Origin of the sequence: Pseudomonas sp. UBA6562 (genome assembly GCF_002434265.1) — a bacterium.
Classification (GTDB): Bacteria; Pseudomonadota; Gammaproteobacteria; order Pseudomonadales; family Pseudomonadaceae; genus Aquipseudomonas.
Genome location: NZ_DJJS01000007.1, coordinates 517612 through 530422, shown reverse-complemented (window position 1 = coordinate 530422; position 12811 = coordinate 517612). Strand labels below are relative to the sequence as shown.

At 65.4% G+C, this 12811-nt stretch carries 11 protein-coding genes; 5 read left to right on the top strand and 6 right to left on the bottom strand.

Annotation, left to right across the window (positions count from 1 at the left end; genetic code table 11):
- The first annotated feature begins 311 nt into the window (after positions 1 to 311).
- From B4M43_RS14390 to B4M43_RS14380, 3 genes are all read left to right on the top strand, one after another.
- Positions 312 to 770 (top strand): beta-carotene hydroxylase, encoded by a 459-nt coding sequence (locus B4M43_RS14390; RefSeq protein ID WP_296268107.1) that lies wholly within the window; start codon positions 312 to 314, stop codon positions 768 to 770.
- Between the two features lie 232 nt (positions 771 to 1002).
- Positions 1003 to 1914 carry an aldo/keto reductase gene (locus B4M43_RS14385; protein WP_296268106.1) on the top strand — a complete coding sequence of 304 codons (912 nt, stop codon included), beginning with the start codon at positions 1003 to 1005 and terminating at the stop codon, positions 1912 to 1914.
- A gap of 4 nt (positions 1915 to 1918) precedes the next feature.
- On the top strand, positions 1919 to 3208 hold the full coding sequence (locus tag B4M43_RS14380) for an NTP/NDP exchange transporter (RefSeq protein WP_296268105.1): 1290 nt from the start codon (positions 1919 to 1921) through the stop codon (positions 3206 to 3208).
- Between the two features lie 136 nt (positions 3209 to 3344).
- Here B4M43_RS14380 and B4M43_RS14375 read toward each other — a convergent pair whose 3' ends face one another.
- From B4M43_RS14375 to B4M43_RS14365, 3 genes are all read right to left on the bottom strand, one after another.
- Positions 3345 to 5348, bottom strand: a complete 2004-nt coding sequence (locus B4M43_RS14375) for a peptidase U32 family protein (RefSeq protein WP_296268104.1) — start codon at positions 5346 to 5348, stop codon at positions 3345 to 3347.
- Between the two features lie 131 nt (positions 5349 to 5479).
- Positions 5480 to 7582: a TonB-dependent receptor gene (locus B4M43_RS14370; protein ID WP_296268103.1), complete on the bottom strand. Its 2103-nt coding sequence runs from the start codon at positions 7580 to 7582 to the stop codon at positions 5480 to 5482.
- Between the two features lie 99 nt (positions 7583 to 7681).
- A complete protein-coding gene (locus B4M43_RS14365) occupies positions 7682 to 8062 on the bottom strand; it encodes a RidA family protein (RefSeq protein WP_296268102.1) in 381 nt (126 codons plus the stop codon).
- 150 nt (positions 8063 to 8212) lie between these two features.
- Here B4M43_RS14365 and B4M43_RS14360 point away from each other — a divergent pair, with 150 nt between their 5' ends.
- The gene (locus tag B4M43_RS14360; protein WP_296268101.1) at positions 8213 to 8905 is read left to right on the top strand and encodes a tRNA (adenine(22)-N(1))-methyltransferase; all 693 of its coding nucleotides are present in this window, start codon (positions 8213 to 8215) and stop codon (positions 8903 to 8905) included.
- A 27-nt stretch (positions 8906 to 8932) separates the two neighbouring features.
- Here the strand turns inward: B4M43_RS14360 and B4M43_RS14355 are convergent, their stop codons facing one another.
- The 3 genes from B4M43_RS14355 to B4M43_RS14345 are packed head-to-tail and all read right to left on the bottom strand — an operon-like array spanning position 8933 to position 11900.
- Positions 8933 to 9895 (bottom strand): lysylphosphatidylglycerol synthase domain-containing protein, encoded by a 963-nt coding sequence (locus tag B4M43_RS14355; RefSeq protein WP_296268100.1) that lies wholly within the window; start codon positions 9893 to 9895, stop codon positions 8933 to 8935.
- Complete coding sequence (gene clsB, locus B4M43_RS14350; protein ID WP_296268099.1) at positions 9895 to 11118, bottom strand: cardiolipin synthase ClsB; 1224 nt, start codon at positions 11116 to 11118, stop codon at positions 9895 to 9897. Before clsB ends, B4M43_RS14355 begins: the two co-directional genes overlap by 1 nt.
- A complete protein-coding gene (locus B4M43_RS14345; protein WP_296268098.1) occupies positions 11115 to 11900 on the bottom strand; it encodes an endonuclease/exonuclease/phosphatase family protein in 786 nt (261 codons plus the stop codon). The genes clsB and B4M43_RS14345 overlap by 4 nt, the downstream gene beginning before the upstream one ends.
- Before the next feature lie 345 nt (positions 11901 to 12245).
- Between B4M43_RS14345 and B4M43_RS14340 the strand changes: the two genes are divergently transcribed.
- The gene (locus B4M43_RS14340; RefSeq protein ID WP_296268097.1) at positions 12246 to 12797 is read left to right on the top strand and encodes an ATP-dependent Clp protease proteolytic subunit; all 552 of its coding nucleotides are present in this window, start codon (positions 12246 to 12248) and stop codon (positions 12795 to 12797) included.
- Positions 12798 to 12811 lie beyond the last annotated feature (14 nt).

Here is a 12811-nt window from a genome sequence, read left to right as displayed (position 1 = left end):
CACGGAATGAGAAGCCTGGCCCAAGGGCCGGGGTTACCAGGGACGACGCGGGCGCCGAGCCTGGCGATTGGACTGCCGGACTAGCGCGACCCGTGGGCCTGTCGCACATGACTAGGGCTACTGTCCAATGCAGGACTCCTGTGTAGGGATGCAAAAGTGCGAGGCGCACGTTAGGGATCCCCAGGGAGGAGGTCAACGGGCAGCTCAGGTTGCCGAGCAAACACAGAAATTTCCTACACGACGAGCGCATTGGCGAGGCCGACCACCGCAGTGGTAACCTTGCCAGCCCTCGTTTTTCGCGGACCCGTCCCATGCTGTACAACCTCGCCGTTCTGTTCGGCACTTTGCTGGCGATGGAGGGTGTCGGCACCCTGGCCCACAAGTACGTCATGCACGGCTGGGGCTGGTGGCTGCACCGCTCCCACCACGAGCCCCAACTCGGCATGCTCGAGCTCAATGACGTGTACTTGTTGGCGCTAGCCTTGATTGCGATCGGGCTGGTGGCACTGGGCCGGGCCGGGTATGCGCCGCTGCAATGGGTGGGCGGGGGTGTGGCTGGCTATGGCGTGTTGTATGTCGTGCTGCACGACGGCCTCTTCCACCGCCACTGGCCGCGTGCGCCCAAGGCGCTCAACCGGTATTTCAAGCGCCTGCACCGTGCCCACTGCCTGCACCATGCGGTCAAGGGCCGCGGCAGTGTGTCGTTCGGTTTTTTCTATGCGCCGCCTTTGAAAGTGCTGAGGCGGCAGCTGCGCAAGCGGCTCAGGTAACAGGAGTACCTGGCCTGATTTCAGTGTAGGAGCGGCCGGTTCGACGCTCCGATGAGCCGCGATGGCCGGCAACGCCGGCCTGACTGCTTCAGTGAAGGAAGGCAGAAACGGAGCAAATCCAGAGCCAGCATCCAATCCAAATCCATGTACACATTCAGACACATAGCAGCGGGCCTATATGGTTCTCAACGTCTAGCCTTAGAAATTTCCGCCCTGCTATCGGAGATTTCCCATGTATGGACGCCGTGATGTCCTACGCACCGGTGCCGCTTTAGGCCTGCTTGCCGCTAGCCCTTGGTTAGCGGCGGCGTCCACCAACAGCGGGTTGCTCACCCGTACCATCCCCAGCAGCGGCGAGGCATTGCCGGTCATCGGTGCAGGCACCTCGGGCAGTTTCGAAGTGGAACCGGGTTCGGCGGCCTATCAGCAACTGCAACAAGCGGTAGCCGCATTCTTCGCCGGGGGCGGACGGATTATCGATACCTCGCCCAATTATGGTGGCGCCGACGCCGTGCTCGGCCAGCTTTTGCAGCAAGGTGGCTGGCGCCGGCAATGCTTCCTGGCCACCAAGATCGCCGCCGACAGCCGTGAGGCCGCCGAGCGGCAGTGGGCTGGCACCTTGCAAAGCCTGCGCACCGACAAGGTCGATCTGTTGCAGATCCACAATCTGCGCGACTGGAAGCGTCAACTGCCCTATGCCCGGGAGCTCAAAGCCCAAGGCAAGACGCGCTACGTCGGCATCACCCACTACCTCAATAGCGGCCACGCCGACGTCGAGCGGATCGTGCGGCAGGAGCCGTTGGACTTCGTCCAGATCAACTATGCCGTCAATGCCCCGCAGGCCGCCGAGACCCTGCTGCCGCTGTGCCAAGCCAAAGGCGTCGCCGTGCTGGTCAACCGCGCCTTCGACGACGGTCGCCTGTTCGCCCAGGTCAAAGGCCAGGCACTGCCTGGCTGGGCCGTTGAAATGGGCATCGGCAGTTGGGCGCAACTGTTCCTCAAGTTCGCCATCAACCACCCGGCGGTCACGGCGGTGATTCCCGCCACGGGACGGCTCGATCGTCAGCTCGACCAGCTCAAGGCCGGCCAAGGCCCGATGCTCGACGATACGCAGCGCCGCGCGTTGATCAAGCAGTTCGCCTGAGCCGATGCGCACGTTGCCTCAGCGCCTGCACCGCTGGCTGAATCTGGAGCCCGGCGAAGGCCCACCGGTCTGTGCGGGGCTCGCCCTGTTCTATCTGCTGTTCTGCGGCTACTTCATGCTGCGCCCGGTACGCGAAACCATGGGCGTGGCGGGCGGCGTCGACAACCTGCAATGGGTGTTCACCGGCACCTTCATCGCCACGCTGGTGTGCCTGCCGCTGTTCGGCTGGCTGGTGTCGAAGGTCCGGCGTCAGCGCATCCTGCCCTGGACCTACGGCCTGTTCGCCAGCCACCTGCTGGTGTTCGCCTGGCTACTGGCCCAGGACCCGAATGGCGTAGGGCAGGCCAGGGCGTTCTACATCTGGTTGTCGGTGTTCAACCTGCTGGCGATCTCGCTGGCCTGGAGCGTCTTGGCCGACCTGTTTTCCAGCGAGCAGAGCAAGCGCCTGTTCGGCCTGCTCGCTGCCGGTGCCAGCCTGGGCGGCCTGAGCGGGCCGATTCTGGGCACGCTGCTGGTGGCACCGCTGGGGCACGCCGGGCTGCTCCTGCTGGCGGCGGTTTTCCTGCTGGGCAGTATCGGCGCGGCACTGTACCTGCAGCGCTGGCGGGTGCGTCATCCATTGCCGTGCAGCAGCGCACAGCCCCCCTCACGGCCGCTGGGCGGCAACCCCTGGGCCGGTGCCAGCGCGGTCCTGCGCTCGCCGTTTCTGCTAGGCATCGCGCTGTTCGTGCTGCTGTTGGCCAGCGTCAGCACCTTCCTGTATTTCGAACAGGCGCGCATCGTCAGCGAGACCTTCACCGACCGTACCCGGCAAACCCAGGTGTTCGGCTTGATCGACATCGCCGTGCAGACGCTGGCCATTCTCACTCAACTGTTCTTTACCGGCCGCTTGGCGAAGCGCCTTGGCGTAGGGGTGCTGCTGATGGGCGTGCCGCTGCTGATGGCGGTTGGGTTCGTGGCGCTGGCATTGTTGCCGACCTTTACCCTGTTCGTGCTGGTTATGGTTGCCCGGCGTGCTGGCGAGTACGCCCTGGTGCGGCCGGGTCGGGAAATGCTGTTCACCGTGCTACCGGCCGAAGACAAGTACAAAGCCAAGAACTTCATCGACACTGTCGTCTACCGCGGCGGTGATGCGCTCAGCGGTTGGGTGAAGCGAGCCCTGGACATGCTCGGCGACCATCCGCAAGCCGCCATGCTGATCGGCGCCGTGTTAGCGCTCGGTTGGGGGTTGACCGGGCGTTGGTTGGGACGCCGTCAACGCCTGTTGGAAGCCGCACAAGAGACCTCACGCTAGCATTTGCGCCCTCATCGGTTGCCGATAAACGACTCGGCCCGTCCATGCTGGGCATGGACGGGCCGAAGACAGAGCGTCTATCGCGGCGATGTGGCCGCAGAGAAGCGAAGTGCCTACTGCTGGACGGCTGACAGCATCAGTGCGGCGCGCGGTGAATGGTCTTGAGCAGGTCTTCGGGGCTGATATGCCCCACCACCTGATGCACGCCACCGCTGCCGGGGGTCGGCAGATCGATGATGTGGCCCTTCATCTTGCCGATCACATGCATCTCGCATGGCTTGCAATCGAATTTCAACGTCAGCACCTCATCGCCCTGCACCAGCTGCATGGGCGCCACCTTGGTACGTACGCCGGTCACGCCTTTGGCCTGCTTGGGGCACAAGTTGAAGGAGAACCGCAGGCAGTGCTTGGTGATCATCACCGGCACCTCGCCATGCTCCTCGTGCGCCTCGTAAGCTGCGTCGATCAACTGCACACCGTGCCGGTGGTAGAAGTCGCGGGCCTTCTGGTTGTAGACGTTGGCCAGGAACGACAGGTGCGCCTCCGGGTAGACCGGCGCCGGTACGGTTTCGGCTTTGCGCGCCCCGCGTGGGTGGGCCTGCACGCGCGCCTCGGTCAGCGCCTCGACCGCTTCGCGGCGCAGGGCCTTGAGCTGCGAGTTGGGAATGAAGAACGCCTGCGGGGCGTCCAGCGCGATGGCGCTGGCGTGGTACTGCGTGGTACCCAACTGGCCGAGCAGGTCGTGCAACTGCTCCAGCGCCTGCTGCGGCTTGTTCGCAGGGCCGAATGGGCCGCCCAGACGCACCTGGACGCGGACGCCTTCCTCGCTGGTGGCGGTCAGTTGCAAGTGCGACTCGCGCAGCTCGGCTTGCCAGCTCACGCCCACCCGGCGCTCGGCCGAGGTGCGCTGCAAGGCCTGCTGCCAGTTATGGTCGAGGTTGCGCGACAACGGATGGTTGGGGCGCAAAGCGTGCAACCCGGCCGGCATCTCGTTGGGCTCCACGCGATAGCGGTACTGGGTTACGCCGTCCTGCTCGGAGGTGGAGCGCAGCTCGGCGATGTTGGCACGGAAACCCACCACCTCACGCTTGACCAGTACGTTGAGGCCGTCGCCATTGCTCAACGGCACCTCGGTCAGTACCTGCAGGTCGCGCTTGCCGACCTTTTCCACCACGCCCACGGGCAAACCGGTGAACGTCGGCGAATCGAAGGCGCCGATGTCGATCTTGCGGTCGCTGACGAAATAGTCGGTGCTGCCGCGGTGGAAGGTCTTGTCCGGGTCGGGCACGAAGAAGTGTTCGGTACGCCCGCTCGAGGCACGCGCCAGCTCAGGGCGGTCTTCGAGGATGGCGTCGAGCTCGCGGCGGTAGTGGGCGGTGATGTTCTTCACATAACCCATGTCCTTGTAGCGGCCTTCGATCTTGAACGAGCGCACGCCGGCATCGACCAGGTCGCGCAGGTTGGCGGTCTGGTTGTTGTCCTTCATCGACAGCAGGTGCTTCTCGAACGCCACCACCCGACCCTGGTCGTCCTTGAGGGTGTAGGGCAGGCGGCAGGCCTGGGAGCAATCGCCGCGGTTGGCGCTGCGCCCGGTCTGCGCATGGGAGATGTTGCACTGCCCGGAGAAGGCCACGCACAGTGCGCCGTGGATGAAGAACTCGATGGCCGCATCGGTCTGGCTGGCGATCTCGCGGATCTGTTGCAGGTTCAGCTCGCGGGCCAGGACCAGTTGCGAGAAGCCGGCCTGGTCGAGGAAGCGCGCGCGCTCCAGGGTGCGGATGTCGGTCTGGGTGCTGGCGTGCAGCTCGATGGCCGGAATGTCCAGTTCCATCACGCCTAGATCCTGCACGATCAGCGCATCGACGCCTGCGTCGTAGAGCTGGTGGATCAGCGCACGGGCCGGCTCCAGCTCGTTGTCGTGGAGGATGGTGTTGATGGTGGTGAACACCCGCGCGTGGTAGCGACGGGCGAAGGTCACCAGCTCGGCGATGTCTTTAACCTCGTTGCAGGCGTTGTGCCGCGCGCCGAAGCTGGGGCCGCCGATGTAGATGGCGTCGGCGCCGTGCAGGATCGCTTCGCGGGCGATGGCCACGTCGCGGGCGGGGCTGAGCAGTTCGAGGTGGTGCTTGGGAAGGGACATATCGTTATTAGAGGCTGGTCACGGTCGAGGCGGGGGATTGTAGCGGCGAAATGCGTGTGGGGCACCCTCGAGCTGCCCAGTTGCAGGCCGGGCTGCCGTGCGGCGCCCGGCCCATGCCTGCGAAGCGGCGTTCAGAACTGGTATTCGAGCCCGGCGCCTGCGTACCAGGAACGCCCCGGCGCCGCTTCGTAGAAGCGCCCGTTGCGGTCGCCGACGATGACGGAACCGACGTACTGGCGGTCCAGCAGGTTGTCCAGGCGCACCATCTGGTCGAACGTCCACGGCCCGAGGTGCTGCTCGAAGCGCGTGCGCCAGTTGAACACCGCGTAACCTGGCGCTGCACGGGACTGGTTGCTGTCCTCGACCTGCACCTTGCTGCGCAGCTGGCCCTCCAGGCCCATGCTGATGCCCGCGCGTGGCTTCCACAACAGTTCGGCGAACAGGTTGCTGCGCGGTACGCCAGGCAGCCGGTTGCCTTTGTCGACGATGGCGCCGCTCTGCTCGAAGGCTTGCTCGTAGGTGGCGTCGAGCAGGGTATAGGCCAGGTTGGTCTGCCAGTGCTCGTCCAGCTCGCGCTGCACGCTCAACTCCAGACCCCGGCGCAAGGTCTTGCCGGCGTTGCGGTAGCTGGTGCGCCCATTGCTGGCGGCAGCGACCACGATTTCGTCGCGGGTGCGGATTTCGAACACGGCCAGGTTTACACGCGTCTGCGCATCGGGCCGTGCCTTGAGGCCCAGCTCGTACTGGGTACTGGTCGCTGGCTGCAAACCGAAGTTGAATGCCCCGGCGGCGCCCGGTGCATAGGCCATCTCGGCCTGGGTCGGGGTTTCCACGGCCTTGCCCAGGCTGACGTAGCCTTGCAGCGCGGGGGTGAAGGCGTACATCGCCGAGAGACTGGGCAGCGTGTTTTGGTAGGTTTTCGAGCCGCTGGAGTCGCCGTCGCCGAGGAACCGGTCGTCCACCTCCATGCGCATGCTGCTGTGGCGCAGCCCGGCGTCGAAGGTCCAGCGGTCGAGCTGCCAATGGGCTTGGAGGTAAGGGTCGAGGCTGGTGGCGGTGTCGGTTTCCTTGCGCCGCAGTTCGCCTTTGACGCCCAGGGTGTCGCCGCTGAAGTTCTGGAAACCACGGCGCTCGTCGCGGCTCTGGTCGTAGTCCAGGCCCGTAGTCAGGCTCAGCTCGCCGGATGCGCTGGCGATCGGTTGGATCCAGCGCAAGGTGCCGCCGTGGAAGGCGCGGTCGAAGTCGACCACGCCGCCGCCGCGCTCGTTGCCCGGGGTGCTGCGCGGAATCGACAGGTACTGGATCACACTGCGCTGCCCGCCATACAGGTTGAACTGCAAGGTCGCATCGCCGAATGCCCGTTCGTAGTTCATGCCCAACTGCTGGTGGTGGATGCTCTTGCGCGTGTCGTACTGCTCGGCCACGGCGGCGACCGAGCGCGGGTCGTGCCGATAGGCGTCCCAGCTCTGCCCAAGCGGATCCTGCGTGCCGTTCTGCTCAAGGGTGCTGGCGATCAATGCCAGGCGGCTGTCCTCGTCGGGACGTACATGCACCTTGGCGAAGGTCTGGTCGCGGCGCGCGGCGCTGTGGTCGCGGTAGCCGTCGGTGTCCATGCGCGAGGCATCGAGGAGGAAACCTGCCTGGTCGTTGCCGCCTTCGCCGTACAGGCGATTCTTGACGAAACCGTCGCTGCCCACCGTGGTGGCCGCGCCGACCTTGGGCGCGCCGCTGCCGTCGCGGGAGAACATCTGGATCACGCCGCCGGCATTGCTGCCATAGATGGCCGACGCCGGGCCCCGCAAGACCTCGATCCGTTCGGCCACGTCGAGGTTCAACGAGGCGGCCTGGCCCTGGCCGTCCGGGGTGCTGGCCGGGATACCGTCGCTGATCAGCTTCAAGCCGCGGATGCCGAAGGCCGAACGGGCGCCGTAGCCACGCGAGGAAATCTGCAGGTCCTGGGCATAGTTCTGGCGGTTCTGCACCACCACGCCCGGCACCCGATTCAACGCCTCGGACAGATTCACCCCCAACTGGCCGTCGGCGAATTGCTCACGCTCAACGGTATCGACCGAAAACGACAGGGCGAAACTGGCGCTCGGCGCGTAACTGCCGGTCACTACCAAGGGGTCGAGCAAGGTCACGGTCCCGGGCGTCTGCGCCCAGGCGGCGCCACACAGGCCGAGGCCCGGCAGCAGCGCCGTAAGCGGGCGGCGCCAGGAGAAAGAAGAGGGCATGCGAAGGGGATCCTGCGAAAGCGATGTGACAGCGGCGCCAAGCGCCGTTGAAAAAGGCGGCCGTGGCTTCGGCCGCCGCAGACTATGGCTGGCGGTCGATCAGGCTTTGGCAGCCATGGCGGTGACTTCAACGCGCATGCCGTCGAAGGCCAGCGACGCCACGCCCACCGCAGCGCGCACCGGCCAAGGCTTGGCGAAGAAGCGCTGGTAGACCTCGTTGAAGACCGCACGGTCGGCCATGTCGGTGAGGTAGATGGTCAGGTGCAATACGCGGTCCAGACCGCTGCCGGCACGTTCCAGGGCATCCTTGAGCGCCTGCAGGGTGCACTCGCACTGGGTGACGATGTCGCCCAGCTCCAGGCTGCCGTCGGCGCGGGTAGGGATCTGCGTGGTGACCAGCAGTCCGTTGAATTCGGCGACGTCGGAGGAAATCGACTCGGCATCGCTGTCCGGGGTGAAGGTGATGTCGTGGTGGGCCATGGAAGTCCTTGCCGGCTGAAGGGGAAAGCCGCCAAGCCTACTGCAGCGACCCGTCGCGGTCGAGACTGTGGGCTGTGATGGCTTGTAATGCACGCCACGCATCCGCAGAATCGCGCCCCCACAGAGTCGAAGCGCATACCGAGGTCAGGGTTGAACGAGAACACATTGTCGCAGCGCCTGGAGCGCGTCGCTGCCCATGTCCCGCAGGGCGCGCGCCTGGCCGATATCGGCTCGGACCACGGCTACCTGCCTATCGCCCTGACGCTGCGCGGCATCATCGTCGGCGCCATTGCCGGCGAAGTGGCGCGCACGCCGTTCCAGTCGGCGCAGCGCATGGTACGCAAGCACGAACTGCAAGACGTCATCGACGTACGCCTGGGCAGCGGCCTGAGCGTGCTGCAACCGGGCGATGCGGTCAGCGCCGTCACGATGTGCGGCATGGGCGGCGAAACCATCCGCGACATCCTTGAGGCCGACCACCAGCGCCTGAGCGGCAACGAGCTGCTGGTACTGCAACCCAACGTGCGCGAATGGGTCACCCGCGGCTGGCTGAACGACCACGGCTACCGCATCGTCCACGAAGAAATGCTCGAGGAAAACGCCTTCACTTACGAGATCGTCGTGGCGCGGCGAGGCGACGGACCACGCTATACGCCACAGGAATGCTACTTCGGCCCGCTGTTGATGGCCGAGCGCAGCCCGCTGTTCCTGGCCAAGTGGCGGTTGAACCTGCAACGCAAGCAGCGGGTGATGGCCAGCTGGCCCAAGGCACGCGACGTGTCGGAAGCGAAAAGACAAGAAGTGGGGCAGCAGGTGCAATGGATCACCGAGCTGCTGGGCTGACCTCGACCGAGGCCGGCCCAGGCGGGCTCAAGAGCGGGCGGGGTGGGTGTCGGTCTGCTTGCGCAGGGCCTTGGCGCGCTTTTCCAACACCAGGTACATGATCACGGCGATCACCAGCGGGATCAGGTAGTACAAGGTACGGTAGCCGAGCAGGGCCGCGACCAGATTGCCCTGGCTCAGCTGGCCTTGCAGCAGCGCCAGGAACACCGTTTCCAGCACGCCCAGGCCCGCCGGAATGTGCGCCACCACGCCGGCCACGCAGCTGATCATCAAGACGCCGAACACCGAAGGGAAGAACACCTCTTGCGGCATCAGCCACCAGATCAGCGCGGCCATGAGCAGCCAGTTGCTGCCGCCCAAGGCCACCTGGCACAGCGCCAGACGCAGCGACGGCAAAGTGATTTCGTGCCCGCGTACCGACCATTCGCGGCGCTTGGCCAACCCGCAAGCCAGCAGATAGGCCGCGACCACCGCCAGCATCGCCACGCCGATCAATTGCAGGCCGGTCACACCCACCGCCCAGTTGTCCGGCAGCTGCACCTGACGCAAGGCGAACACGCTGCCTGCGACCAGCATGTAGCCCATCCAGTTGGTCAACAGCCCCAGGGTGAGGATGCGCGTGATGGTGGCATTGTCCAGGCCCAGGCGCCCGTACAGTCGGTAGCGCAAGGCCACGCCGCCCACCCAGGTGGTGAAGTTCAGGTTGAAGGCGTAGCAGACGAACGCCACCGGCAGCACTTGCCGTGCGGGCAGCTTGTGTCCGGTATAGGCCCGCGCCAGCAAGTCGTAGCTGGCGAACACCGCGTAGCTGCACGCGGCGATGCCCAGGCCGATGGCCAGTGTGCTGGGCTTGTAGGCCATCAGCGAATCGCGCACTTCGTTCCAGTCCAGGTTGCGCGCCAGGGAATACAGCAGGGCGGGGATGAGGACGATGAACAGCAGGGTCAGCACGCGCTTACCCCAGGTCATCCAGGTTTGCTTGGCTGGCATCAGGTCGGCCCCTCGTGCAGGTCGGTGTTGTTGGGGTGGGTATTGGTGCTGTGCTGGACCTCCGGCTGCAGCGATTGCAGGCGTTGGCGGTGCGCCGGCAGCCAGCCGGCCACCCGGGGGAAGAAGCGCGTCACATGGAAACCGATGAAGATCAGGGGCGCGCGCCACCAATAGCCGCGGATCATGCGTTCCAGGGTCACGGTCTTGCAGTGGTGGTCGAGCAGCTCCTGCAAATGCGTATGCAACTGCTGGTTGAAGGCCCGGTCACGGATCATCAGGTTGGCTTCCAGGTTCAACGACAGGCTGAGCGGGTCGAGGTTGCTAGAGCCCACGGTCGCCCATTCGTCGTCGATCAGCGCCACCTTGCCGTGCAGCGGGCGTTGGATGTACTCGTAGACGTGCACGCCGTGGCGCAGCAGGTAGTTGTAGAGCAGACGCGATACCGCACGCACCCAGCGCATGTCCGGCTGGCCTTGCAGGATCAGGATCACTTCCACGCCACGTTGCGCCGCGTTGCGCAGTTCGCGCAGCAGGCGGTAACCCGGGAAGAAATAGGCGTTGGCGATGACGATGCGCTCGCGCGCCATGCGGATGCCTTCGATGTAGTACGCCTCGATGTCCTTGCGGTGCATGCCGTTGTCGCGCTCGGCCACCACGCACGTCACCTCGCCCGTGGGTTCGAGCTGCGGATGGACTTGGCTGGGCGGCTGCAACACCGCGCTCATCAGGCGCTTGCTGGCCGAATGCAGTTGGGTCACCACGGGGCCGGTGACTTCCACCGCATAGTCCTGCTTGGCCATGGCCCCGAACTCGCCCAGGTGGTCGATGCTGAAGTTGATGCCACCGATGAAGGCGCGCACGCCGTCGATCACCACGATCTTGCGGTGCAGGCGGCGGAACAGGTTGGTACGCATGCCGGCCACCCGCGGTTGCGGGTCGAAGGCATGAAAGCCCACGCCGGCCTGGGTCATGGACGAAACGAAGGCATCGCTCAGCGACGCCGAGCCATAGCCGTCCACCGCTACCTCGACCCGCACCCCGCGGTTGGCGGCGTCGATCAGCGCCTGGCGCAGCTGCTGGCCGACCTTGTCGTCGTAGATGATGAAGGTTTCCAGCAGCACCTCTTCCCGCGCCTGGGCGATCGCCTCGAACACCCGGGGGTAGAATTGCTCGCCGTTGATCAGCAGGTCGACTTTGTTGCCTTGTGCCCATGGGCGTTTCATAGGATCACCTGCGCAGCGAGGGGGGCATGGTCGGAGAGGTGCGACCAGGGGTATTTGGACAAGACCTGCGCGTGGCTTGGCATGGCGTTGCGCAGGTAGATGCGGTCCAGGCGCAGCAGCGGCAGGCGCGCCGGGAAGCTGCGCGCCGGCGTGCCATAACGCTCGCCGAAGGCTTCGATCAAGCGCTCGGAGAGCACCGCGTCGGCCTTGAGCCGCCAATCGTTGAAGTCGCCGGCGATGATCACCGGCGCGTTGGACGGCAGGCTGTCGAGCAACTCCAGCAGCAGCCCGACCTGGCGCTGGCGGTGCGCTTCGCGCAAGCCCAGGTGCACGCACACGGCATGCACTTCGTCATGCCCTGGCACTTCCAGGCGACAGTGCAACAGCCCGCGTTGCTCGTTGCCTTGGACCGAGACGTCGAGGTTGTCGTAGGACGTGATGGGGAATTTCGACAGCAGCGCGTTGCCGTGGTCGCCATGGGGGTACACGGCATTGCGACCGTAGGCGAACTGCGGCCACATGCTGTCGGCCAGGAACTCGTATTGCGGCGCTTCAGGCCAGGTCGGGTGGCGTTCGGCGTGCTCGCGATGGCTGCCGTGCACTTCTTGCAGAAACACCAGGTCGGCGTCGGTGGCGCGCGCCGCGTCGCGCAGTTCGGGCAGGATGAAGCGTCGGTTGAAGGGGGTGAAACCCTTGTGCACGTTGAGCGTCAGGACGTTGAGGCGGTTGACCGCCGTAGCGGCGGCCACAGCGGGATTGGATTGCGCGCTGCGGACAGTCATGGGGCCACCCCGGACATGCGCGCACTTGTTGGCCACGTTCGCACAGAGGGGATGGCCGCTGGGCAGCGGCGGGGGTCGAGGCGAGGTTCGCGCACGCGGAAAGTCTCCAAAAGTCGATATGGAATCGACCTGCGGCGGGTCCACGAGGTTCACCGGCCGGCGTAATCAGCTGCGGGCTGTAGCGCTTGTTGGTCGCAAGCTGTCGTGAGCAGTGCGCAGGGCAAGCGGCGTCGGTCACAAAGTGCCTCGCCTGAGCGCTGTGCAGGGTAGGGCCAGTGGAACTTTGCCCGGCCCTGCGATTCCACCGGAGACGCATTCGCGCCACCCGCCCCGACGGAGACCCCCATGGCCAGACACATCATCCACTACACCGGGCCGATCAACTCTTCGACCTGCGGCAACCTCATCAACACCTGTGCCAAGGCGCTGCACCAAGGGGCGACGCTCATCCAGATCAACGTCGCGACCATGGGCGGCGAGTGCAGCTACGGCTTCACCCTGTACAACTTCCTGCGCTCGCTGCCGATCCCGGTGCATACCCACAACCTGGGCACCGTGGAGTCGATGGGCAACATTCTGTTCCTGGCCGGCGAGCGCCGTACGGCCTGCACCTACAGCAAGTTCCTCTTCCACCCGTTCCACTGGACGCTACACGGCTCGGTCGACCATGGCCGCATGGCCGAATACGCCATGAGCCTGGACTACGACCTGCGCCTGTATGCCGATATCGTGGCCGAGCGCACGGCGGGCGCGGCCGAGCCGTTGGACGTGCCGCGCTACCTGATGTCCCACCCGCGCATTCTCAGCCCCAAGGAGGGCCTGGCCAGCGGCATGCTGACCGAAATCGACGAATTGCCGATCGAGGTGGATGCGGTGCAGTGGAGCGTGCATGCCTGAGCCTCTGGGCTGGG